At 54.8% G+C, this 25,558-nt stretch carries 18 protein-coding genes and 1 pseudogene; 18 read left to right on the top strand and 1 reads right to left on the bottom strand.

Annotated features, from left to right (window positions below; all coding sequences use genetic code 11):
* Nucleotides 1-125 precede the first annotated feature (125 nt).
* From WJM78_RS21680 to WJM78_RS21595, 18 genes are all read left to right on the top strand, one after another.
* Nucleotides 126-413, top strand: a complete 288-nt coding sequence (locus WJM78_RS21680) for a type VI secretion system PAAR protein (protein WP_339011993.1) — start codon at nt 126-128, stop codon at nt 411-413.
* An 11-nt stretch (nt 414-424) separates the two neighbouring features.
* Nucleotides 425-2,518 (top strand): type VI secretion system tip protein VgrG, encoded by a 2,094-nt coding sequence (locus WJM78_RS21675; protein ID WP_339011990.1) that lies wholly within the window; start codon nt 425-427, stop codon nt 2,516-2,518.
* Nucleotides 2,518-3,261 carry a DUF4123 domain-containing protein gene (locus WJM78_RS21670; protein WP_339011986.1) on the top strand — a complete coding sequence of 248 codons (744 nt, stop codon included), beginning with the start codon at nt 2,518-2,520 and terminating at the stop codon, nt 3,259-3,261. The genes WJM78_RS21675 and WJM78_RS21670 overlap by 1 nt, the downstream gene beginning before the upstream one ends.
* Nucleotides 3,262-3,543: 282 nt before the next feature.
* Nucleotides 3,544-4,026 (top strand): hypothetical protein, encoded by a 483-nt coding sequence (locus tag WJM78_RS21665; protein WP_339011983.1) that lies wholly within the window; start codon nt 3,544-3,546, stop codon nt 4,024-4,026.
* Complete coding sequence (locus WJM78_RS21660; protein ID WP_339011980.1) at nt 4,019-4,522, top strand: hypothetical protein; 504 nt, start codon at nt 4,019-4,021, stop codon at nt 4,520-4,522. Before WJM78_RS21665 ends, WJM78_RS21660 begins: the two co-directional genes overlap by 8 nt.
* A gap of 115 nt (nt 4,523-4,637) precedes the next feature.
* Complete coding sequence (locus tag WJM78_RS21655; protein WP_339011977.1) at nt 4,638-5,156, top strand: DUF3304 domain-containing protein; 519 nt, start codon at nt 4,638-4,640, stop codon at nt 5,154-5,156.
* Nucleotides 5,157-5,158: 2 nt separating this feature from the next.
* On the top strand, nt 5,159-7,603 hold the full coding sequence (locus WJM78_RS21650; RefSeq protein WP_339011975.1) for a hypothetical protein: 2,445 nt from the start codon (nt 5,159-5,161) through the stop codon (nt 7,601-7,603).
* A 105-nt stretch (nt 7,604-7,708) separates the two neighbouring features.
* Nucleotides 7,709-9,076: an SEL1-like repeat protein gene (locus WJM78_RS21645; RefSeq protein ID WP_339011972.1), complete on the top strand. Its 1,368-nt coding sequence runs from the start codon at nt 7,709-7,711 to the stop codon at nt 9,074-9,076.
* A 386-nt stretch (nt 9,077-9,462) separates the two neighbouring features.
* Complete coding sequence (locus WJM78_RS21640; RefSeq protein ID WP_339011970.1) at nt 9,463-11,097, top strand: ShlB/FhaC/HecB family hemolysin secretion/activation protein; 1,635 nt, start codon at nt 9,463-9,465, stop codon at nt 11,095-11,097.
* 156 nt (nt 11,098-11,253) lie between these two features.
* Nucleotides 11,254-19,884: a DUF637 domain-containing protein gene (locus WJM78_RS21635; protein ID WP_339011968.1), complete on the top strand. Its 8,631-nt coding sequence runs from the start codon at nt 11,254-11,256 to the stop codon at nt 19,882-19,884.
* A complete protein-coding gene (locus WJM78_RS21630; protein ID WP_339011965.1) occupies nt 19,881-20,108 on the top strand; it encodes a hypothetical protein in 228 nt (75 codons plus the stop codon). The genes WJM78_RS21635 and WJM78_RS21630 overlap by 4 nt, the downstream gene beginning before the upstream one ends.
* Nucleotides 20,109-20,120: 12 nt before the next feature.
* On the top strand, nt 20,121-20,621 hold the full coding sequence (locus tag WJM78_RS21625; RefSeq protein WP_339011962.1) for a hypothetical protein: 501 nt from the start codon (nt 20,121-20,123) through the stop codon (nt 20,619-20,621).
* Between the two features lie 215 nt (nt 20,622-20,836).
* On the top strand, nt 20,837-21,973 hold the full coding sequence (locus WJM78_RS21620) for an ISAs1-like element ISKpn31 family transposase (RefSeq protein WP_339009338.1): 1,137 nt from the start codon (nt 20,837-20,839) through the stop codon (nt 21,971-21,973).
* Entirely contained in the window at nt 21,918-23,129 is a 1,212-nt protein-coding gene (locus WJM78_RS21615; protein WP_339011959.1) for a DUF637 domain-containing protein, read from the top strand. The genes WJM78_RS21620 and WJM78_RS21615 overlap by 56 nt, the downstream gene beginning before the upstream one ends.
* Nucleotides 23,119-23,367 (top strand): hypothetical protein, encoded by a 249-nt coding sequence (locus tag WJM78_RS21610; protein WP_339011956.1) that lies wholly within the window; start codon nt 23,119-23,121, stop codon nt 23,365-23,367. The genes WJM78_RS21615 and WJM78_RS21610 overlap by 11 nt, the downstream gene beginning before the upstream one ends.
* A 110-nt stretch (nt 23,368-23,477) precedes the next feature.
* A complete protein-coding gene (locus WJM78_RS21605) occupies nt 23,478-23,690 on the top strand; it encodes a hypothetical protein (protein ID WP_339011954.1) in 213 nt (70 codons plus the stop codon).
* A gap of 93 nt (nt 23,691-23,783) precedes the next feature.
* Entirely contained in the window at nt 23,784-25,061 is a 1,278-nt protein-coding gene (locus WJM78_RS21600; protein WP_339011951.1) for a hypothetical protein, read from the top strand.
* Nucleotides 25,058-25,348, top strand: coding sequence for a hypothetical protein (locus WJM78_RS21595; RefSeq protein ID WP_339011946.1), 291 nt, complete (start codon nt 25,058-25,060; stop codon nt 25,346-25,348). The genes WJM78_RS21600 and WJM78_RS21595 overlap by 4 nt, the downstream gene beginning before the upstream one ends.
* Before the next feature lie 49 nt (nt 25,349-25,397).
* Here the strand turns inward: WJM78_RS21595 and WJM78_RS21590 are convergent.
* Nucleotides 25,398-25,556, bottom strand: a pseudogene (locus tag WJM78_RS21590) (IS1 family transposase); the annotation flags it as partial.
* Nucleotides 25,557-25,558 lie beyond the last annotated feature (2 nt).

The following is a 25,558-nucleotide window of genomic DNA, read 5'->3' as shown; positions in this document are numbered from 1 at the left end:
TCCCGTGTTTCTCCGGTCAGTCTTTGGCTACCGGAGCCTTTTATGTTTTGCCATCCCCCTGCCCAGACATGGATGTCGTGGTAGTGAGAGCGGAGTGATGGCAAAGCACACAAGAGGTTTGAATTATGTGTCCCTCCATTGCACTGCTTGGTGACCTTGGCACCGACCACGATGGCTTTCCACCGACCCCGGTGATAGCCGCCAGCCCTGATGTTTTTCTCGATGGCAAGCCGGTGGCTCGTCAGGGTGACCCGCTGGCGCCGCACGACAAGCCGAATAACCCGCCCCACCCGCGCAGCATTGCCGGTGGTGTGGGCTCGGTATTGATGAACGGCAAGCCCATCGCTATCACCGGCACAGCGGTGGATTGTGGTGGCGTGGTGATTGGTTCGGGCAGCGGGCAAGCAGGATAAGGAACAAGGTCATGGCACAGAGCACAGGATTACAATTCACCGTCAAGGTTGGCGCCTTGGCTGACAACACCTTTGCGGTCGCAAGCTTCAAACTGGATGAGGGCTTGAACAGCCCGTTTAGCCTCAAACTGGACGTCGCCAGTCACCAACCGGACATCGACTTTGGCGCTGTGCTGGACCAGCCCTGCGAGCTGCTGGTGTGGTACCACGGCGAGCTGCAGCGCAGAGTGTGCGGGGTGGTGAGCGAGTTTGCGCAAGGGGATAGCGGCTTTCGCCGCACCCGTTACAGCTTGGAAGTCAAACCGGCGCTGTGGCGATTGGGCCTTCGCCAGAACTCCCGCATATTTCAGGCGCAAAAGCCTGACGAAATCCTCTCCATTTTGCTGCAAGAACATGGCATCACCGACTACGCCTTTGCCCTGAAAAACGAGCATGCCCAAAGGGAATACTGCGTTCAGTATCGCGAGACCGACCTCGACTTCTTGAACCGTTTGGCCGCCGAAGAGGGGCTGTTCTACTTCCATGAGTTTGAAGCAGGCAAACATCGCATTGTATTTGCCGACGATGCGGCTGCATTGACTGCTGGCCCCGAGCTCTTTTTCAACCTCGGCAACCGCTCGCTGGAACAGGGTGCCTATGTTCGCCAGTTCCACTACCGCGAGTCAGTGCGCCCTTCAGATGTGGAGCTCAAGGACTACAGCTTCAAGACCCCGGCTTATGGCCTATCTCACAAAAAGCAGGGCGCAGAGCTGGAGCACCAACGGGATACCTACCAGCATTTTGACTATCCGGGCCGCTACAAGCAGGACGGCAGTGGCAAGGCGTTTGCCCAGCACCGGCTCGATGCGCTGCGTAATGACGCGGTCAGCGGCAGTGGCAAGTCCAACAGCGCAGCCCTGCTGCCGGGCCAGACATTTTCACTCACCGAACACCCCAACGGCAGCCTCAATACCGACTGGCAAATCGTCCATATCCGCCACACCGGTGAACAGCCGCAGGCGCTGGAAGAGGAAGGGGGCAGCGGCCCGACCGTCTACCACAACGAATTTGGCGTAGTGAAAGCGAGCACCACCTGGCGTGCCCGTATCGGCAGCCCCGAGGCCCCCCACAAGCCGATGGTGGATGGCCCACAAATCGCCATCGTGGTGGGCCCTGAAGGGGAAGAGATTTACTGCGACGAGCATGGCCGGGTGAAGCTGCAATTCCCGTGGGACCGTTACGGCTCGAGCAACGACCAGAGCTCCTGCTGGGTACGGGTGAGTCAGGGTTGGGCCGGTGGCCAGTACGGCATGATGGCCATCCCCCGTATCGGCCATGAGGTCATAGTGAGCTTTTTGGAAGGCGACCCTGACCAGCCCATCGTGACGGGGCGCACCTTCCATGCCACCAACCGCCCCCCTTACGAGCTGCCCGCCAACAAGACGCGCACCGTGCTGCGCACCGAGACCCACCAGGGGGAAGGTTTTAACGAGCTGCGTTTTGAAGACCAGGCGGGGCAGGAAGAGGTTTACATCCACGGTCAGAAAGACCTGAATGTGCTGATAGAGAACGACGCTGCTTGGCACATCAAGCACGACCAGCACACCGATATCGACAACGAGCGGGTCACCCGCATCAAGGCCAACGACCACCTGACGGTGGAAGGCGAGAAGCGCGACCACATCAAGGCTGACTACTCCCTCACAATGGATGCATCGCTCCACCAGAAAATCGCGCAGGCGCTATTGGTGGAGGCGGGTCAGGAAATTCACTTCAAGTCGGGTCAAAAGGTCGTGCTGGAGGCTGGAGCTGAAATCACCCTCAAAGTTGGCGGCAGCTTTGTGAAGGTTGACCCGAGCGGCGTCACCCTGGTCGGCCCCACCATCAAAATGAACTCTGGCGGTAGCCCTGGTAATGGGTCCGGCTGGGGTGGACAGGCCCCCTCATTACCGAAAGCTGTCGCATCTGAGCCGTCTCCAGAACATGTCACTATCGTGCCACAAATCGCCACCCAGACGAGTGCAGAGGCCTTGTTAAAGGCGCTTCCGCCTATGGAGAAACCTGTCTGCATCCCTTGCATGCTACGGGCAATGAGACAGGGTGATGCTGTCGTACAGGGGGAATAATGATGCTACCTGAGAAGTTGTGGTCTGATGATGCTTGCTATGTATTGTTCGAAGGTGCAGAGCTGAAAGGTGAATTACGAGAGAGGCTGTTAGCCAGCGAGAGTGAATTTTTGCGTCCGCTATTGATCCATCCCGACCTTTTTGAACTGATTAACCTGGGCCCTTGGCTTTGGCGCTGCCAACAAGCCTCTGCGTCTTTACTCGAGTCAATGACTGAACAGGGGCTGGTACTGGGATTGATCCACAGCCAGCGTTCACTGGATGAGCTCCAGCAGCAACTGGCAATGGGCTGCATGGTGGTTGAGCCCAAGGGGCTGCATAGCCAATTACTGCGTTTCTATACGGCGCAGGCGCTGCCTTTGATGCTGGCCGAGCGTCAGGCGCCCTGGTATGGCGCTCTCTTTGGTGGAATAGAGTGTTGGTGGACATGGCAGTGTGAGGATAATTGGGCCGAGCATCAGATTGAAGCTATTGTCGCGCCTCTGTTGCCTATCCAGCTTAGCGAGCCCCTGTTTGCTGCACTGATGGGAGATAAGGATCTGCCCAGATTGCTAAATCAGTGGCGGGAGGGGCACACCTTTTCGCAATTCCCAGCCTGCCTGCGTACTGCTCAGGCGCTCAAGGCCCTGGGCAAGGCAGATAAGCGCGGCGCCTCGGCGGCAGACCGGCTACTTTGGGCCCTGATATGGCTGGAGGGGGGTAATAAAGCCCTCAATGAAGAGATTGAACAGAGCTGCGCTTAGTCAGAGGAAAAGAGAGATTTATGTCCCTTTATAGTGATTTATATGTATTTGTTTCGCTGACCTTGGCTTTGTGCTTTTCATTTTGCGCCAGGCGAAGTCGCAGATTGTGGCTGTTATCCTGTTTACAGCTATTGATGGCCTTTCCCAGCATATACGCTCTGTTTTCAGCCAAATATATCCCTTCTTTCTGGGCACTCTTTACCCTCAGTCAAAGTATTTACCAATGGGTGACCCTTATGGTGATCATCATGGGGTCGCTGGTCCTGCTAAAAAGGAGGCCCCATGTTCAATGAGATTTTATGGGCTTTGAGGCCAGACAACTTGTCGTGGGAGGGCTGGCTCTATGCCACCCTCTTCATCCTCAGTTTATGGCTGATGGCAAGGGGGCGCAGTGCATACGTTGTGATCGCTCTGGCTGCACTATTTCTACTGCTAGATAGTACCTATATTAGCTCCGCCCTTTCTGGCTATGGATTGCAGCAGGCAAGAAAGCAGGCAGAGAACCAAGAGGTCTGTGCCGATATTCAGGATCAGGAGCAGGTCGGTTCCTTGGACTTCAAATATCAGGAGTGTGTCGATAGCTGGGTGAACCTTCATGATCCCAAGATGAAGTTGATCTATCTTGCCGAGTTTATATTTATCGCCCTGTGCAACTTGTTGCGTGCTGCCGCCTTTTTGTGCGTGTTCGCCATGTTGAAAAACAATGAATTGCGGCGAGTCGGCGAGGTGATCAACTGGTATAAGGCAAGAGCACATCATGTCTAGTTCATGGGGGCTTTCCATGATAAATGCGGCTTGGGACTTGATGCCCCGCTGGGGACGCGGGCTGAGTGCCATTGTGCTGCTGCTCTGGCTGGGATGGGCGTTTCTGTTACAGGAGCGACATGGCGGGGCCTCTATCGTGCTCATGTCGGTGATCGATCGCCCCATCAGTTACGTCTATGTCAATAGCAAGATGGGGAGCAACACGTTGGCGTTTGATGGATTCGGTGCCGGCGGTGGCGGACGTGCAGGCCCCTATCGGCTCGATGGCGATACGGTGAAGATCGACTGGTTGCTGAGTACCACGCGAAACCAATTGGACAAGGAAGGGCTGCGGCCTGAAAAGCACTCTGTCACCCTACCGATGCCCAAGCGGGAAAAGGGGCAGGATGATTTTTGTGTACTGATGCTGCCTGACAATACCCCGATGGTACGCTGGGCCCATAGCTGCCCTGTTGAGCTGGATAGCATTGTTGATACCTATCGGACGAGGAAATAGTGATGGTGGTTAGGGATGACCAGAAGTGCTGTATTGATCGAGAAGAGAGCCTTCATCAGGCGGGGACCTGCTCACTGGTTGAGCGTTCGGCCCAGGAATAACAAAAGAGACAAGCATGACAGTAGAAAGAAATCTGACACGATTTATCTCCACGATGGCCACGGCTGCGTGGAACTTGATGCCCCGCTGGGGACGCTGGCTGAGTGCCATTTTGCTGGTGCTCTGGCTGGGATGGACGTTTCTGTTGCAGGAGCGACATGGCGGGGCCTCTATCGTCGTCCATTCGGTGCTCGACCGCCCAATCAGTTACGTCTATGTCAATGGCAAGATGGGGAGCAACACGTTTGCATTTGACGGGGTCAGTGCTGGCGGGGGCGGTAGTGCTGGCCCCTATAAGATCGATGGCGATACGGTGAAAATCGACTGGTTGCTGAGTACCACGCGAGACCAATTGGATAAGGAAGGGCTGCGGCCTGAAAAGCACTCGATAACCTTACCTATGCCCAAGCGGGAAAAGGGGCAGAATAACTTTCATGTCCTCTTTTTGCCCGACAACAAAGTGATGGTGCGATGGGGGGGGTGGGCTGAGCCTGTGATGAATGACGTGATTGATACCTATCGGACGAGGAAATAGTGATGATGGATAGGGATGACTTGCAGTGCCGGGTAGATCGAGAAGAGAGCCTGCATCAGGCGGGGATCGGCACCTGCTCGCTGGCGTTGCAGATTGGTTTCTTCTTCGATGGAACCAATCGGAATATCTATACAGATGAAGAGAGCCAGCGGCTAACCAATGTGGGACGTCTGTTTCGAGCCCATCCGGATAAAATCAATGCTGCACTCACCTCGTCCTATTCATACGCCAAGGTTTACATTCCCGGCTTGGGCACAGAGCTCAACGATATGACTTCTGAGCGGCTGGACAGCATTCTGGATGCAAGGCAGAAGGCGTTGGCTGGCGATTACCTTGACGATTTGAAAGGTCAGGCTAAAGAAACTGTGGTCGAGGCCGTCAAGGGGGATTGGAGCAAGGTTCTGACCAATAAGCTCGGCGATATGCTGACCCTGAAGAGTGGTTTCGAGGCATCCGTCTCAGCGGCCAAAAATGCGGCCAAGCGAGCACTGGTCGAAGCGGTAGCTCCCATCCGGGATAACCCGTTGGTCGCTGACCTGCTGATGACAGGGGTGGACGCCAGAGTAGATTTTGCCAAGAACAAATTCAAAGAAAACATTGCGCTCAGCAAGAAAGAGAACCAACTTCCCATCAAGTTGATTCAGGTGTCGGTCTTCGGGGCCGATCTGGGGGCGGCGCTGGCCCGCCGCTTTATTGCGGAGCTGCTGGAGTCAGTCTGTACCAAGGTGGGCAACGAATACCGCTACGAGGAGAGCAAGGTCGAGGTGATCTTCGCGGGCTTCTTCGACAGTTCACGGCGTAGCCTGCTCGATATGGGGGACACCGTCGCTGAGGTGTCTGACTGGGCCGGTCTGTTGACCAAGAATCCGGCTGGTGTGCCGTTGGGCGTGGTGGCGGGTGCCAAGGTGATCGACTATAACAAGCCCCTTCACCCAGCCGTCAAGCGAGCCCTGCATCTGGTGGCAGCCCATGAACGTCGTGACTATCGCCCACTGCTGCCCCTTGGGCCGCTCAAGTCAGGTTGGCGGGAGGAGCTCTGCCCTGGCATCAGCGAAGATGTTACTGGAGGTCTGCTGCCCAACGAACAGCGGCCCAGTGCCGAGCTTTGCCGGGTGCCGCTTAGAAAAATGTTTGATACCGCTCGTCGGGCTCAGGTGCCGTTTCCTAACTTCCGTACGCTGGACAAAAATGATCCATATGTGGCTAGCTACTTCGTTATGCTGGACAACCTGGCCGGACGCTCCGTGCAAGATTTTAGCGACCATTACCAGCAGTGGGCCGGTCGGGTCGACCCGACTCCGGCTGGGTTCGAACGGCATATGACTTGTTACTGCACATGGCTGGGAGAAAAGCTGTTCGACTACCGTGCTCGCCTGAAAGTGGCCAATGGTAGCGAACGTGATGAACTCAAGGAGCGTTGGGGCTGGCTTGAGCAGGTAGGAAAGGATGCCGATGACATCGTGATGTGGCAACGCTACCAGAGCAAGACTGTACAGGCCGCGAAATATGTAAAGTACTTTAACGAGTCTCAACGGGTACCACGTGAAGTGGATGCTTTCTTCAACTACTTCATGCATGACTTCAGCTCGAAGGAGCTCAAGTACGCCACACTCGACGCTCAGGCCAACACCATGCTCCGCAGCAACAACTTCTTCGTTCCCCGTGGCATTGAAGCTATTGATGAAGTGGTAGCCGATAGCAATGAAAATAGATGGAAAATACCTCCGCGTGGAATGGGCGCTCCGGTTTCCATCAGCACGGGTTTAATTGAGAAAAAAGTTGATGCTGTATCATATGTTCCTATAGGGAATGCGCTCAATAAAATCAATAGTGGGTTTATTTCTGCGGTGCTGTTGGATGGGGCAATGTTATCTGGTGATAAATGTATGTTTAGCATCGCGGAGAACACTCTTAATGATGCGAGTAAATTTTATTCGTTAGAGTTGACTCACCAGAGGGAAAGGGTGAATGCAGGTGCTAGAAAGCATGCGGAATATGCCTATTGGGCGCCCCAAGGTGGCTTTGTAGATATTCCTGCAAACCCTGAGAATGGTGAGCCTAACTATGTATTTACCCCAGATTTTTCAGGGTGTTGTTTAGTGGTAGACAAAATTAACGATACAACACTCAGAGTAAGGCATGTAGAGGGCGGGAAAGAAGAAGTGCAATATAACACTCTTCAGGCATCTGAGATTGGTAATGGAATGGTCGGACACATGCTATACGATGACTACGGAATAATTAATGGGAGTGAAAATAGGTGTGGGTTTGCGTTTATGGTCTATAGCGGAGGGCGCTGGGTTATAAAGTGGCAAGCGAACGTTGGAACCATGAAGTTGGTTAAAAAGAAAGCTACCGGCCTTTTTTCTAAAACAGAATTTGAGACTGCGTTAGTCACGATTCCACCTAAGGTTTTTGCAACGGGTAGTCGAGCTATCGAGGTTTAAAGAATACCAATTATGAACCGTGGTAGTTTGGGGAGGCAGAATGGATCTGGCAGCAAGGCTGCAGTGCCTCATCCATCACTTTTTCACTCTGCGAAGATTTTCCCCATGACACACCGAGCCTTATGGCTGGCGCTGGCAGCCAGTATGCTTGCAGCCTGTTCTTCCACTAAGTCACTCACTGACGTCGAGTTATCCCAAGCGGCAAAGCAGGGGGATGGCCGAGCCCAATACGAGCTGGCTAAACGTCTGGCTAGCGAACCAGATTACCCCAACGCCATGCACTGGATGCAGCAAGCGGCAGAGCAGTCTGGCCCTTTGGCCGCTGATCAGCAGATCCGCGCCAACGCTGCGTGGCAAGTGGGTGACTGGTATCAGGCTGGGCTCGGTGAGCCCAAAAATCCGGCGCTCGCTACCCAGTGGTGGCAACGCTCTGCGCGGCTTGGCAACACCCATGCTAGTTATCGACTGGGCGTGATGTGCCAGGAGCAGCATCAAGGCAAACTGGTGAGTGAATGCCTCGACTGGTTCGAGCAGGCCGCCAAGCGGGATCATGCCGAGGCGCAGTTAGTCCTGGCACTGTGGTACAGCAAGCAACCGGGTGCAGATACGGACGCCATCAAGTGGCTAGAACGGGCCGCAGAACTGGGCAACCGTGATGCGCAGTACCTGCTGGGTCAGCGCTATGAAATGGGAAAAGGGGTTGCCAAACGGCCGGATATTGCCCAGCGCTGGAATGATAAAGCCGCTGCCCAACAGCAACCGGACGCCTGGTTGCTGCAAGCTAAACAGGCGCTTCCTTCTAATGCTTTCGCTGCCTATCAGCGCGCAGCCAATACGGGCTCTGCCGAGGCTGAACTCTGGCTAGGGATGGCATATCTGGCAGGGGAGCAAGTCCCCGCAGATCCCGCTTTGGGGCGTTACTGGCTGGAGCTGGCAGCCGGACACGGCTCCCACGAAGCTGAGTACCAACTGAGCTTGCAGCAGGTAGACCGGGAGCAGCAGAGCTACTGGTTAGAGAAGGCTGCTGATGGTGGCGTAACCAAGGCGTTGTTCGAACTGGCGGAGCTACAGCAGGACCAAGGGGCTTTGGAGCAAGCCAGAGCCAGTTATGCCAAGGCCGCTCAACAGGGACACACTGTAGCGCAATACGCCTACGGTGAAATGCTGCGTTTGGGCCAAGGTGGCAAAGAGGATTACACGCTGGCTCTCAAGCAGTATCGCCTGGCCGCTCAGCAAGGTGACCGCATGGCCCAATACCGGATGGGGACACTGCGTGAAAAAGGCTTGGGGGCTCCGCGCAACCGGATACATGCCTATGCCTGGCTCTCATTGGCCGCCACCGAAGGGATGCCTGAAGCCATGCAGGCCCGTGATGAGCTGGAGGCCATGATGACCAAACCGGAAGTCAAACAGGCTCAGAAGTTGTCGGAACACTGGTTTGGCAAGATGTTATTAACCGTCAGGAAACGCTAAAAAAAGAACATAGCAGGAAGCGGCCATCTGGCCGCTTCCTGCTTATTCAGTTGGTAAATCACCAGACACAAACTGAGTACTGATGCTATATCCGATGTTAATACCTTAATTGTCAATAATATCGCCGCATATTAACCCTTTTGTCAGATTTATCTGAATTTATCTCGTTTGTGACCCTTGCATATTTTCCAGGTTGTTTTTTGTGCTCAGTGTGTATTTAATCGGAGCCAAATAAATGTTCAGGCTAGCTAGGTTGCGGCTTCATGACTGTGGGATACAGGCGTGAGGGTAACCTGCAAAGCATCAAAAATAATAAGTGCGGTGGGTTGTTAATATAAATGTGTCTCCTCTCTTCTTTGCGCCCAGCGTTGGTTTGGCGCACCGTTTTGTTATTTGCGCTATGCACACTGCATGGGTCATTCGCGTTCGCTGCCTCCCCTGCCGAACGGCAGGAGATTGAGCAGCGCCAGCGGGCCTTGCTGGAAGGGGCTGCCCGTCAGCGTGATGAAGTTGCCCGTCCACTGTCACTGCCCGCAGAGCCAGTCGAGCAGGTGCCGCAAGCGCAAGGCCCCTGTTTTGAGGTGAGCCAAATCAATTTTGAGGGGAGTACCCAGCTTTCCGCTAACCAGCAGGTTCAGCTCTCCTCACCCTACCTCAATAGCTGTATGGGGCTCTCCCATATCAATGCCCTTATCCGAGATATCAGTCAGTGGTATTTGTCAGCTGGTTTCGTCACCAGCAGAGCCTTTTTACCTGAGCAGGATTTGGCGACGGGGACGCTTACTATTGCGGTGCTTGAGGGACGTATCGAAGCCATTGTGGTCAATGGCGAATCTCATTCCATCACGCGGACGCTCTTTCCTGGACTGGTCGGGCAGGTGCTCAATCTGCGTGACCTGGAGCAGGGGGTGGACCATCTTTCTCGCCTGCGTTCGCTCTCCTATCAGCTTGATATCCAGCCGGGTAGTGCGCCCGGCCAGTCCGTGGTCAATCTGAAAGGGGCCAAAGGTGTGCCCCTGCAAGGGGCGCTGGAGTTCGACAACAGTGGTCAGCAGAGTACCGGTGAGGAGCAGGGGCGACTCTCGCTGACTGCCGATAGCCTGCTGTCACTGGCCGAGCAGTGGACCCTGCTGGCAGGCAGCAGCACGGATGGGCGTGCGAGCCACAATGCCACCAACTGGCAGGCCGGTTTAAGTCTGCCCTATGGCTTCTGGTTGTTTGATGCGGGCTACCAATACAGTGATTACCGCAACGATATCGTCTCTCGTGGCTATGTCTATGAAAGCCGGGGTGAGACGCGCACCACGACAGGTACGGCTACGCGAACCCTCTATCGCGATGGGCAGAGCAAAGTATCCGGTGTGCTGGGTGTTACCCATCGCCAGAGTCGCAACTTCATCATGAGCCAGTTGCTGGAAACCAGCAGCTATCAGCTCTCCTCTTTGCGGCTAGGCCTCAATCTGGCGACGCGTGCAGACCGTCACTTCTTCACGTTAAACCCGGCGCTGACCCTCGGCACCGATTGGTTCGGTGCTGACCAAGACAGTGGTCGCTCAGCCCTGTTGCCACAGGCCCAGTTTGAGAAGTGGGGGCTGTTTGGCAGCTACAGCACCGCGGGCGAGCGGTGGGGATGGCTCTCGACATTCAGCGCCCAGTGGACGCCGGACCGGCTCTATGGCGTGGAGCGTTTGTCACTGGGTGGTGAGGCATCGGTGCGAGGATTCAAGGAGCAGAGTATCAGCGGTGATGTGGGTGGATACCTTCGCAACGAAGCGAGCTGGCAAGGGGCGACACCGGCCTGGCTGGGCCAATGGCGTACTTGGCTGGCGCTGGATATGGGGCGGGTGGACATGGGTAATCAGGGTGATGAGTGGCGTGGCATGGTAGGCACAGCCATTGGCTGGGAGCAGCGTTACCGCCACTTCATCGGCAATGTCAGCGTGGGCTTTCCACTCAGCGCGCCAGCTTGGCTCAATGCTGACCCCTGGGTGTTCTATTACCGGGCCAGTGTGGCGTTTTAGCAAAAGCGGTTGGTAGCAAGGCGGCGAAAGCCGTGACGTGGCAATAAGACGTAAGCGAATTTGATGAGGGTGGTTGAGATGGATGCAAAAGCAACGAAGCAAGGTGAGCCCCGGTTTTCTCTGGTATGTCGCGCCGTGGTTTACCAGCTTTGTCTGATGATGGCTCTGCAGCCAGCACATCCTGCATTTGCAGGAGGGATTGCGGTTGCAACCGGTAACACCACCCTCAATCAGGCCGGTAACGGTGTCCCCATCGTCGATATTGCTACGCCCAATGGCGCCGGGTTATCCCACAATATTTATCACGATTTCAATGTCGGTCAGGTGGGCGTCATCCTCAACAACGCCACCGGCCAGCTGACTCAGACCCAGCTGGGGGGGCTGATCCAAAACAACCCCCACCTCAATGGCCAGGCGGCCAACCTCATCATCAATGAAGTGGTGGGCGCCAACCCATCGCAGTTGCAGGGCTATCTGGAAGTGGCGGGGCAGCAGGCCGGGGTGGTGGTGGCCAACCCCAATGGCCTCACCTGCGATGGCTGCGGTTTTATCAATACCCCCAATGTGACGTTGTCGACCGGCAAGCCGGTGCTGGATGCCCATGGTCAGCTGCAGATGCTGGATGTCAAACAAGGGGCATTGACAGTGGGGGGTAAGGGGCTGGATGGCAGCCGCCAGGCATCGGTCGACTTGGTCGCGCGCGCCGTTCAGCTCAATGGTGCCTTGCATGGCCAGACGGTCAATGTGGTGGCGGGGGCCAACAAGGTTAATCGCCAGACAGGGGAAGTCGTCGCCCAGGCAGGCAATGGTCCTGTACCCGAGGTCGCTATCGATACCGCCGCCTTGGGCGGCATGTACGCGGGCAAAATCCGTCTGGTCTCTACTGAACAAGGTGTGGGGGTCAATTTAGCCAACCTGGTGGCCAAACAAGGGGATTTGACCCTGGATGCCAATGGCCGCGTTCGGCTGCGTGACAGTGCTGCGCAGGGGCAATTAACCGTTAATGCACAGGGCAATGCCGAGCTCGGTGGCAAGTTGGCAGCACAGGGTGCACTGACGGCCAATGCCACGGGCGATATCACGCTCTCGCAGAGCCAGCTGGCTGCCGACAGTGCCAAGCTGGCGGGCAAGCAGGTCACCCTCTCAGGCAGTCGGGTGGATGCCCGCACCGTCAATCTGGCTGCCAAAGAGACCCTGACGCAGGGTGGTGAGGTGAGCGCTGCTGAGCGACTGGAGTTGTCTGGTAAAACGGTCGCCCTTACCGGTCGCCAGCAAAGTGGTGGCGGGGTAACGGTCACCGCCAGCGAGGGGGCGAACCTGCAAGGCACACTGGCGGCGGCAGGCCCCGTGACTATCAAGGGAGGTAGTCGCTGGGTGCAAGGTAAGGATGCCACTCTTGAAAGTCAGGGTCATGTCGATGTTGCCGCGGATGAGGTCACCCTGTCTGGCCGGATGCAGGGCCAGCAGATAGCGATTAACACCAAGACCCTCACCAGCGATGCCAGTGTCACGGCGGGACAAGCATTAGCAGTGAATGCGGAGCGCGCTACGCAACAAGGTGTCATGCACAGCCAGGGGCAACTGAGCTGGCGTGGCGGACAACTTGATAACCAGGGAACCCTCTCGGCCGATGGCAATGGTGAGCTCACGCTCGCTGAACTCAGCAATGGGCAAGCTGGCCAGTTGCTGACCAAAGGGCCGTTGACTGTCACCACCGATACGCTGACCAACCAGGGCAAGGTGGTCAGTGAAGGTGCCTTGGCGCTTACCAATAAGGGCGCTTTACTCAATACCGGTACCCTGGGTGGCGCCCGACTGACCCTCGACACGGACCGGCTGGACAGCCGTGGCATGCTGCTTGGGCGCGATGGCATTGCGCTCACCGGCCGCGAACTTTCTTCATCAGGACAACTGGTGAGCGATGACGCTCTCACCATCGGCGGCCAGTTACTGCTACTGAGCGGCATTACCAAAGGGCAGGATATTGCCATCAAGGCCCATCAGCTGGTGCTTGATGGTACGTTGCAAGGTGAGCGTGTCACGCTTGAGGCGGACCAGATAGCCAGTGGCCAGCAGGGGCAATTGCTTTCTCAAACCACCCTCAACGTGACTGCTCGCGAGGCAGTGCAAGAGGGAACCTGGGCCGCCAAAGGGGGGATGGGTGTTAACATCGGCACCCTGCTTAACCGTGGCACCTTGGCCAGTGATGCAACGCTTCGCTATCAGGGTAACACCCTGGTCAATAGCGGCACCCTCTCAACCCAGACGCTGGATATACACGCGCAACAACTGCGCAGCAGCGGGTTGCTGCTGGCAGCGCAAGCCGGGCAGATAACGAGCCAGACCCTGGACAACCAGGGACGCCTGCAGGCAGGCGGTGACCTTACCCTTAACACCACCGAGCTGCTCAATAGCAACCAGCTTATCAGCGGCTTGGCGCTGGCTATCACTACCGGCACCTTTACCAACAGCGGCACCACGGCTGCGGGTACCACCCTCGCCCTGCAGGGCGCGACGCTGACCAATCATGGCAAGTGGGCGGCTGGGGATGCCTTGCGTGTCAAGGCTGACACCGTCATTCAGGGGCAAACCGGCATCACCGCCAGCAACAGCGCCCTCGCCATCGATGCCACCACCCTGACGGGGCAAGGTGTCTTCTCGGCCAAAGGCCCCCTGGCCCTCAAGGCGACAACCCTCACCGTCGATGGGCAACTGCACAGCGACGATGCCTTGACCCTCGACGCCGACCAATTGACCTTGGCGGGCAGTGGCTACAGCAAGGGCGCGCTCAATCTTCGCGCCACCAATGCCACGCTCAATGGCACCCTCACTACCTTGCAAGATGCCAACCTGCAACTGGGAAGCAGTCTGCACCACAATGGCCGCATTAACGCCAATCATATTACGGTCAGTGCGGCGCGCGTGGATGGTAACGGTGACCTCTACGCCGAGAAAGCACTCAGTGTGAACGCCAACCAGCTTGCACAAGACGGCACCTGGCTCGCCAAAGAGAGCGCGAGCCTGCGCGGCGACACCCTGCAACTGGGTGGCACCCTGGCGGCACTCTCCGGGCTTACCCTCAACGCCAGCTCCGCCCTGGGCAGTAGCGACAGTGCCAAGGTCATCGCAGGCACTCAGCTCGCGGTGACCGCGCCGACCCTGCGGTTAGCTGGACGCTGGCAGGCAGGCACGGATGCCACCGTCACCACCCATCAACTCACCCAACCCGGTGACCTGGTGGCGGGCGGTAAGCTGCATTTGCAGGCAGATAGCTGGCAAGCGGAGGGTTCAACCCAAGCGGCTGGCACAATCGATGCGACCCTCACTGGCCATGGCGAGCTGGGGGGGCGTGTCAGCAGCAACAGCGATATTCGCATCACCGCCAACACCCTGACCCAGCGCGGCGAGCTGCTGGGGCAAGGTAATGTCAGCCTTACCGTACAAGGCATGTTGAAACAGATGGGCAAGCTGATGGGGCAACAAAGCCTCACCATCAGTGCAGACCAACTTGACCAGCAAGGTGAGGTCGTTGCAGGCAACAGCCTGGTCAATGCCCGCACCGTTAACCAACAAGGCAAGTGGCTGAGCGGCGGGCAATTTAGCTATCAGGGCAAGCAGCTCGATAACAGTGGGCAACTTCAGGCCACCGATATCCACTTGCAAGCCAGCCAAACCAACAACCGTGGCAGCGTACTGGCGCAAAACCAGCTGACCCTCACTGGCGAGCGACTGGGCAACCTGGGACAGTGGCAGGCCGGGGCGCAAACCCTGACCCTCACCACCTTAACTAATGGCCAAGGGGCACAGCTGCGCAGCCAAACCAATGGCATTATCAATGCGCAGCAGCTCGATAATGCCGGTCAACTGGTTGCCCAAGGTGCCCTGCAAATCAGCGGCAATACCCTCAGCAACCAAGCCAGCGGCCTAATCAGTGCCGATACCCTGACCCTGCGCGCCGACACCAGCCTCAGCAGTGCGGGCATCCTGTTTGGCTTGCGCCAACTGCTGGTCACCAGCACCACGCTCGATGGCAGCGGTCAACTGCTGGCAGGCAGCAAGTTAGGCATCGATACCGGGCGCATTACCCAGATTGGCCAATGGCTCTCGGGGGGCGATTTGGCGCTGAAGGTCGGCAGCAGCCTGACAAGTCAGGGGAGCATCAGCGCCAAGAACCAGCTTGAGTTGGACGTGCAGGGGGACTGGCTACACCAAGGCCAGTGGGTGGCGGGCAATGGCCTGCGCGCCACGACCACTGGCGCACTTGATAACCGGGGGCAACTTATCAGCACCGGCGCCCTGCAAGTGGGCGCCAGTAGCCTTGATAACAGCGGCAGTTTGCAGGCGGGCAGCACGCTACGTCTTGATACCAGCGGGGCGCTGCACAATACGGGCATGATAGCCAGTCTGGGTGACCAAGGTTGGGCGGGCGAGACGCTCTATAACGAAGGCACTTTTTACAGCGGTGGCCATTTGTCGCTGACCGCCAACAGCAACCTGACCAACCAGTACGGTACTCTGCTTGCCGAACAGGGCGCTGCGCTCAAGGTCAATCAGGGTCAGCTTATCAACGCATCAGGCACCATTGATGCGGGTAATGGTGAGCTGTGGTTGTCAGCTCGGGATGTTATCAATAAGCGCGCTGTTTTTGATATCTCGACCACCCGAGAGTCATCAAATCAGCAATTGCCGTTGAACTTGTACTTGTCCGCGGGTGACTCATTGCTACCGGAACATCAGGTTGTGTGGTCATTCAGCCATTTTCAGCCTAGTGCTAGTTTTTATTGGCGTCGCTCGGTGACGTTTTCGGGCGAGCAAGATGTCAAGCTCCAGTTATCCAAACAAACGCAGGAAGTACGCAGTAGTAGCTCTGCGAGCCTTATATTGTCGAGTGATGATCTCATCATTGATGCTGGAGCATTAACGAATGATGCCAGTGTGATAAGTGCTGGGAGAAACCTGACCATTCATGCTGGCGGCATTCTCAATAAGTCCTATGCACTCGGCGGCAGTATTGAGTATGCGGATTATGAGTTTCAGGGGTTAAAAGATGCCGGAGCCTCGTATCAGGGAGGGCCTTCTAGTCCACCAGAATATGGTTTTCCTGATGCTGAACTTTATTACAAGTTAACAGGGACACATCAAGAACAGACCGATACAGGTAGTGTCAACGCCCTTATATCCGCAGGCGGCAATCTGAACGGCACCGTGGCCGGCATGATTGACAACGTCACCATCAAAGCCAATGCGGGTCCCGTTTCCAGTACCACGACTCGCCCTGAGCTTGCCAATGTTGCGGTTGACGGCCCGAATGGCCCGAGCTGGCAGGCAGGCCCGAATGCCCAGCAAGTCACCTTCACCCCGGTGGGCGAACCCAACGGCGTGCCGCTGCCGGATTATCCGGTGCCGGGCGGTGGCAGTGGCCTGTTTGTGGTCACCGACAAGCCCGATAGCCAATATCTGATAGAGGTTAACCCGCTCATTAGCGAGCTGGGCTCGGCGGGCAATGCCGCGCTCTCCAATATCGACCAGGCGCTGGCCGCCGCCGCGCAGGCCAGTGGCCAATGGGATAGCTGGCAGACCATTAACACCGCGCAGCCAGACGCGCTACCCGATGGCGCGGCACTGACTCAGGCACCCGCTGTCGAGCAAAACCCGACCTGGACGGACCTTGGCACTTTCTTGGGCTCTAACTACTTCTTTGCGCAGCTTGGGTACAACCCGGAGCGCGATATCAAGCTCTTGGGTGATGCAGCCTTCGATACCCGCGTTATCCGCGATGCGGTGCTGGCCCAAACTGGCCGTCGCTTTATCAATGGTGAGATGGGCTCTGATTTAGCACAGATGCGCGCTCTGATTGATAACGCTGCGCAAAACCAGCGTGAACTGGGCTTGATGCCGGGCGTCGCCTTGACGGCCGCCCAAGTGGCACAGCTCGGCCGTAGCATGGTGTGGTGGGAGCCGGTGTGGTTCAACGGCCAAATCGTACTGGCGCCCAAGCTCTACCTGACCGAGGCCGATAAACGCCACCTCTCGGGGAGTGTCATCACCGCGGGCAATATCGACCTCAAAGCCGGTGGCATCAACAACAGCGGTACCCTCTTGGCCGATGGTACCCTGTCGCTTAAAAGTGGCAGTACCCTGACCAACCAGGGCGCGCTGCAAGCCGGTGGCGACCTCACCTTGCTGGCGATGGATGACCTCTTCAACCAGGGGCAGATATCCGGCCAGGATGTGACGCTTGCCAGCGCCAACGGCAGCATCATCAACCAGACCCAGACTGCGCAGCGCCATGTGGATGTCAATGGCATCCTCTCTGATGTATTGAGCGACCAGACCCGCTTTAGCCGCACCGACATTGGTGATGCCGCCAGTATCACGTCGGCTGGCAATCTGTTGTTGCAGGCGGGTAAGGATATCAACCTCTCTGCCGCCGAGCTGCTGGCGGGCGGCAATATGGCCCTGCTGGCGGGTAACGATATCACCATCGGCAGCACCGAGAGCCGCCATACCTGGGAAGAGGGACAAAACCGCTTCTCGCGCATCGACCAGTTGATGAGCGAGCTCAATGCCGGTGGCAATCTCTCCCTCACTGCGGGCAATGACTTAAACCTGGTGGCCTCAACGGCTGAGGCCAAAGGCGATGTGAGCCTCAGTGCGGGCAATAACCTGGTACTGGCCAGTGAAGCGAACCAGACCAGCGACGATGTGCGCCAGGGCAGCAAGCACACCATCGACCGCACCACCACCCAGGTCGGCGCCACCGTCTCTGGCGATAACGTGAGTCTGAGCGCAGGCAACAACCTGCTGGCCCAGGCCAGCACCCTCGAGGCGCAAGGCAATGCCAGCCTGCAAGCCGGTGGTGAACTGCAACTGCTCACGGCTGACAACGAGGTCTATCACTTCGAGAAGAGCAAGAGTGGTGGCACCTTCAAATCCAAAACCACTGAGATAGAACAGAAGGATGTGACGGCGCAAGGCACCACCATCACAGCAGGTGGCAATGTAAGCCTCGCTAGCCAAGGGGACATGACCCTCAAAGGCAGCGATATCAAGGCCACAGATAGCCTTGCTATTGACACCGACGGTCAGCTCAACCTGTTAACCGCCACTGACGAGCACTTCTACCGCAAGGATGAGCAGAAGAAGGGCTTCACTGTCACCGCTCAGGGCAATGGCACCAGCTCGACTACCGAGCGGCAAAACCAGCTCGAAGGCAGCGACATCACCATCAACGCAGGCCAGGGCGTGTTGCTGCAAGTGGGTCAGCGTGAAGGGGAAACCCTGCAAGCGAACCTCACAGCTCTGGCAAACGAACCGGGCATGGCCTGGGTCAATCAGGTCAGCAAGATGCCGGGCGTGAAGATGGAGGTGGTGCAAGAGGCCTATGAGCAGTGGGATTACAAGCAGCAGAGCCTCAACCCCATCGTTGCGTCGGTGATTGCGATTGCGGTGGCGGCCGCCTCGGGCGGTACTGGTGCTGCCTTACTGGGTACACAGACAGCTGCGACCACCGCCATGGCCAACACCGCCTTTGCCACGTTGGCGACCCAGGCAGCCCAGTCCATGGTGCTGCACGGTGGCGACCTCTCTGCGGTGCTCAAAGAGCTGGGCAGCAGCGCCAATATCAAGCAATTGGCGACGGCGGTCGCGACAGCGGGAGCGCTAAGCGGCTTTGACCAGTGGGCAGGGCTCGACAGTGCGGCCAAGCAAGCCAACAACCCGTTTGCCCAACCGGGGGCGGCGGACTTGATGAGCTGGGACACCTTCAACCGGGTGACCGGCCACGCCACCCTCAGTGCAGGTATCAACAGCACCATCAACGGCGGCAGCTTTGGCGATGCGTTTAAAGACAGTTTGCTGGCCAATATTCAGGGGCAAGTGGGCAAATCGGTTGCTGGCGTTATCGGCGATAACGGCAATGCATTGGGCGAGGCTGGCAAAGTGGTGGCCCACGGAGTAACCAGCGGCGCCATTGCTGAAATCACCGGAGGCAAATTTGCTGCTGGCGCAGCAGGCGGCGCCATGTCTGAGATTGCTAGCAACTGGAGCCTGGGCGCCTTTGGCGGCAACGAGGAGTATCAGGTTGCTCTGAACAAGGTGTTGGGTGGGCTAGCAGCAGCGGCCGTCACTGGCGATGAGCACGACTTTGATACCGGGGCAGATCGGGCAGAGACTGTGTATCGTTACAATAGTCTTCAGCATATTTATAACTTGGCTGCTGAAGCGAAGATGGCAGATGTGAACAGGGAACTTGAACCCATAATTAAAAAGGCTGATGAAGAGGCTAAGAAAGAAACACTAAAAGAAACAGTTAAAACAAGTGCCTATATTGTCGGTGCCGCATATTTGGGGCCTGCAGCAGCAGTCGAGAGTGTTGTCGCAGGATCATCGATATCAACAATGGCTAATGCTGCATATCAGTGGTTTGATATGCTACGACCTGGAAATGAAAACAAAACATGGGATTATTGGGGGAGCGCTAATGCAGCAGTTGCCGGAGCATTGGCACCTGGTAGAGGTATAAAAGAAAATATAGGTATAGCTATTGGGTCATCTCTGATTTTAGATGATTTAAGTCTTGATAAAGCTGGCGTTTCTGGGGTTGGCGCCGCCTTGGGGGGGGTATATGGAAAGTATATACCAGGGCTTTCAAGTAAAATCCTAGAGGGAGAAAAAATCCCTGGATTTGTTTTTGAAACAACAAGTAGTCTTGGTAGTGAGTTTTTTACTGGGTACTCGAATAAGTTGCTTTTAGAGCGAGTTGAAAAGAAAGAGGTTATAAAATGAAATATTATCTTAGACTATGGCTTTACTCATGTTTGTTTTGTGTCTTGTTATGTTTTTTTATTGGAGGGGTAACCTCCATTGTTTTTTATTTTAAAGCAGGAGAGTTTCTTGTTCCTAAAGGAGAGGTTGAACGGGCTGTTATATTTGGTTTTATAGCAGGAACATCGATGTCAATATATGTCTTCGTTGTCAGTCTCTTTAAAAAAAGTGAAAAAAAAGAGTGAGATAAAATATGTATGAATGCTGGTGGTAATATTCTGGTTTTAATGTCTGGTAAATTCTGGGAAAGCTCAGTTGATCGAGGTATGAATGTGTTTGAAAACATTGGTTCAATGCCACCAGCCCTTCTCATTAACTACGGCGCACTTTATGATAAATACAGTGCTGCAATACAAGGAACTAAAAATGTTGGCAAAAAAAATAAGGTTGTAGTACTGTTGTTTTTTGTTGCGACAGGATTGGTTGGTTGTGCTCCATCCCACTCGGGCTGGGAAGAAGAGTTGAATGCGGTAATTGGGGATGCTTTTGACAAGCATTACAAAATTTCAAATGGTCCTTTTTGGTCGCCAGTCAATGATAATAAAGTTGCAGACAAAATTGTCGACGAGAAAACTTGGAAAAGATACTATCTTACTTGGGTAAGGCAATGTAAATACTCCGTGCTGGTTGATGATAACGGTATTATTCGTTCTTGGCGTTATGAGACGAATGATAGAGGCAGTTGCTACGTTTTTTAATGTGTTCGGTGTGTCATTGCACTGTAATTAGTCATGTTTTGAATGACGCTCAATAATTTGGGACACCCACCTTTTTCTAAGCGGCTTTGACCAGTGGGCGAAACTCGACAGTGCGGCCAAGCAGGGCAAGATCGCGAACGTTTTTTGACCAAGAAAAACAGGTTTGACCCTGCGATCCAGCTGTGATCTTATGCTCCTTTTTCAGGAGTGCCTTCATGTCTATTGATGCTGTTTTTGCTCAGTTTTTCGATGATATTCCCGACCCTCGCCAGCATGCCAAGATTTATTATCCTTTCTACGATGTCCTGTTTCTCACCGTCTGCGCAGTGATCGGTGGCGCAGACGGCTGGGAAGATATTGAAGATTTCGGTGAGGTTCATCTTCCTTGGTTTCAATCCAAGGGGCTGTTTAAAAATGGTATTCCTGTCCATGACACCATCGCCAGGATCATCTCCGGTATCAAACCAGAGCCGTTTCAGGCCGCGTTCGTACGTTGGACTCAAGCCATCAACCAGCACACCGAAGGCGCCTTGGTCGCTATCGATGGCAAAACCCTGCGCAGTTCCTATAACCGTGAAGATCGAACGTCGACCATTCACATGGTAAGCGCCTATGCCGCCGCTAATAAACTGGTGCTCGGACAGATAAAAACCGACGCCAAGTCCAATGAAATCACCGCCATTCCCGACTTGTTGGCGTTGCTCGACATCAAAGGCTGCCTGGTATCCATCGATGCGATGGGGTGCCAAACCGAGATCGTCGAGACCATCCTCCAGCAAAGTGGCGATTACTTGTTGGCCGTCAAAGGCAACCAGCCCAAGTTGTTCGAGGCGGTCCGGCAAGCCCTGGCCCCGCTGGCGGCTACCCCATTATGCGCAGCAACGATGACACTTGATAAGGCTCATGGGCGCATCGATGGTCGTGAGTACCATATCATGGCGGCGGGTGAGTTAGCTGCCCAGTTTCCTCATTGGGAACAGTTGTGCAGCATTGGCGTGGCCATCTCTTATCGCATTGAAAAAATGGAAAAAATCACTCTTGAACAGCGTTATTACATCAGTTCCAAAGCGCTGACGCGGGATGAGTTTTCACGAGCGGTACGTGGGCACTGGGCCATCGAAAATAGCCTGCACTGGGTGCTGGACGTCACGATGGGCGAGGACGATTGCCCAATTTATCGCGGTGATGCCGCAGAGATCCTTGCGTGCATCCGGCACATGGGGCTGAACATGCTCAGGGCTGAAACTTCACGCAAAGCGAGCATCAGACGGAAGCAAAAGATTGCAGGAATGAGCAGTGAATACCTGGAAAAGGTACTCAATGCTGGCCTCAACAAATTGGGTGAATTTTAACAATATGTTCACGCTCTCGCCCTGTGCGGCCAAGCAAGCTAACAACCCGTTTGCTCAGCCGGGGGCGGCGGACTTGATGAGTTGGGACACCTTCAACCGGGTGACCGGTCACGCCACCATCAGTGCAGGTATCAATAGCACCATCAACGGTGGTAGCTTTGGCGATGCGTTTAAAGACAGTTTGCTGGCCAATATTCAGGGGCAAGTGGGCAAATCGGTTGCTGGCGTTATCGGCGATAACGGCAATGCATTGGGCGAGGCTGGCAAAGTGGTGGCCCACGGAGTAACCAGCGGCGCCATTGCTGAAATCACCGGTGGCAAATTTGCTGCTGGCGCTGCAGGCGGTGCCATGTCTGAGATTGCTAGCAACTGGAGCCTGGGTGCCTTTGGCGGCAACGAGGAGTATCAGGTTGCTCTGAACAAGGTACTGGGTGGCCTTGCTGCCGCGGCCGTCACTGGCGATGAAAACCAGTTTGATACCGGGGCTGACCGAGCAGAGACGGTATATAGGTATAATGCGATGGCTCATACGCTAGCCGCACTGAAAGCACGCGATCCTGAGCGATTTGCCAAGTTGATGGAGGCTAAACAAGAGCAGTTTAAAGCTTGCGGTGAATCACCTGAGTGTAAAAATGTGGCGATAGCGGGTTTCGGCCTCGTCGGTTTTCCATTGCTTTCATCCGAACTGTTGCTTGCCGCTGGGATTGGCGGGGGAGCAAGTGCAGGCTTTCAGTTGTGGGCGAACGGTGGGGATTTCAGTAAAGTTGATGCCACGGAGGCTGTATTTGCTGCCTACTTGAGCGCAGGTACAGCTGGTTGGGGATTCTGGTCAACAGTGAGTGCCAATGGCGCTGGCGGTGCATATATGAGTTATTTGAAGGGAGAAGATCCCCTCGTTGGTGGGGTGGCTAGTGGCGTGGGTGCTAGTATTGGTTACGGAGTGGGCAAGGTAATCGAAACTCCACTGAACGGGGCATTCAACCCTAATTGGAAAAACTATGAGTGGATAGATTTAGGGTTGGGTGTCAGTAAGCAGGCAGATATAAGTTCCATTCCAAGCTCTGTGGGCAATGCACTTGGCTCTGGTACATCTGAAATTGGAACTGATTACGTGGGGGAAAAATTGAACACAGTAGAGAGTAAAGATGAAAAATAAAATATCAATATTTTTTTATTATTTTTTTTCTGTGATGGTCTTGCCTGTGTTGATGGGGGCTATTGGTTTTTTAGTGCTCGGGGTGATACTTAACGGATACTTATATTTTAGATATGAGATTCCATTTTCAATCGACTATGAACTGTGGGTATTTGCAATCAAAGGTGGCATTGTTGGTTCGGTTGGTAGTGTTTTAACAATAATCATGTTTTTTTTAAGGCGATGGAGACGAATGTAGAAATGTTTTACGACAAAGAGTATCAATGGACAACCAGTTGACGCTCAGCATTACCCTCCAACGGGAGCTGAATTGAAGAGTTGGGGACAACAATGACTCTAGGAAACGTAGTGGCCGATAGGCTTGAAAAAACAGCTGTCGGTGGATTTGATGTTTTTAAAATATCAAAAGAGGCATTTAGTATTTATCAGGATCCAGAGCTCTCCCTCACAGAGAATTTAGATATGGCGTTGTTATCGCTGATAGCGATGGAGGATGGGCCAGAATTCGAAATGATAGAAAAAGAATTTTGGATCTTACTATCAGAGATTCGACAGATGTAGGGCCGGCTCGATTAGAGAAGCGTAATCGGGCTATCGCGCATAGGGGGTTTTCGGTTAATAAATGAGCGGCGTTAGCGGTATTGGCTCAGTTATGTGACATCACTGCTGCTCTTTAAAAATTCGGGGTCCACCTTTTTGCTGAGCAATATTCAGGGGGAAGTGGGTAAAGCCACTGCCAATTGGATAGGGGATCAAGGCATTAAATTTGATGCTGCCAACAGCCCGTTGGCAGAGGCTGGAAAAATCGCCGCCCATGGGGTGACCAGCGGCGCCATTGCTGAAATCACCGGTGGCAAGTTTGCGGCAGGGGCAGCAGGCGGTGCCATGTCTGAGATTGCCAGCAACTGGAGCTTGGGCGCCTTTGGCGGCAACGAGGAGTATCAAGTTGCCCTCAACAAGGTGTTAGGTGGCCTTGCTGCAGCGGCGGTTACTGGTGATGAGAACGACTTTGATACCGGCGCCGATCGGGCAGAGACGGTGCATCGGTATAACTACTTAAGCCACCAACAGAAAGCGACCCGTGAACAGGATTTTGCCTCGTGTCAGGGGGAACTGCTGTGTATCGCCCAACATGGAGCAAAGTGGGATGCCATCAATCTCTTGCAAGAAACCAGCTTTGGTGCAGGCATGTTGGCTGGTGTTCCCGCTGGGATAGTGGATAGCGTACAAGGGTTGGTGCAACTGGGGCTGAACCCCGCTCAGACGCTGGGTGCGTTGAAGGGATTAATCAACAGTGGCGAAATCCTTGGTAATGTAACGGAGGCAATAAAGCAGAGTTATTTGGCTCGAATTGAGACAGCAGAGGCCCAATACCAGAAGGCAGGAGCCAGCGGCTCGTTCAATGCTGGTGTGGAGTATGGCAAACTGCTGGCTGAGGGGGCTTCGCTGGTCGCAGGGGGCGTAGGCGTAGTCAAAGGCGGTGCGCTGCTGACCGAGAAGATCACGGCCAAGTTAGTGAAGGAGGGGGTGGGCGAGGTTGTAACTGCAGGGTCAAAAGGCTCTCTTCACACATCTTTACTTGATGAGCTAGCTGCTAGTGGTGTGAAATTTACTCCAGAGAATGTCATTGCAACGATTCGCAGTTCTAGCGGCCAGGTTGTATTCCTAGAGACTGGAAACTCAAAAGCTGGTTTGCAACACATAATTGAGGAGCATGGCAGCCAATTTGTTCGGATGGGGGTGTCTGAGGCGGAGATTCCTAGCGTGGTAATGAGGGCGGTTTCTGAAGGGAGACTCGTTGGTTATCAAGGCTCTGGAACTGGGCGACCAATTTATGAGTTAACAATAAATGGTCAGCCGCAGCGAATTGCTGTTACCGTTGGTAACAATGGTTTTGTCGTCGGTGCGAATCCAAGAGGAAGCGTTAAGTGAAAAATATAAAACTGATGGCGGATTATCAATGTCACCCGCTTTGGAATATGTCTCCCGATGAGTATGGGGACATAGACCCTTGTGAACTTCCTATATCTGAAGAGCTTCGGCGACGTTTATCAAAGTGGGCTGCCATGTATGATGAAACTCTAGACTCTGATTATCCGCCAAACTCTGGATTTAAAAGTGCAGAGTTAGAGCGTGAATTCAAGATGGAGGGGGCGCGATTAGCTGAAAGTTTAAGGAATGAGCTTGGGCCGGACTTTACTATTTCCCTTAAGGTTTAGAACCTATTCCAAAAGGAGCGTCAGATAAAAAATAGGGTGATGCCTCCAATCAGTTGAAATGGTGCCTTTCGATAAAGGCACCAGTCACTTTCTCGTGGATCTCAATGGAACGAGAGAAGCAGATGGTTTTGCGAGCCAATCGCTTGATGCGCGTTCTGAGCGTCAGGTTGTTACGCTCGATACGCTGGGTGAATATCTTCCCGGGCAGAG

It is taken from the genome of Aeromonas popoffii (assembly GCF_037818705.1).
Lineage (GTDB): Bacteria > Pseudomonadota > Gammaproteobacteria > Enterobacterales > Aeromonadaceae > Aeromonas > Aeromonas popoffii.
Note: the sequence above shows the minus strand (reverse complement) of the source record. Positions and strands in the feature narration are given on the sequence as shown.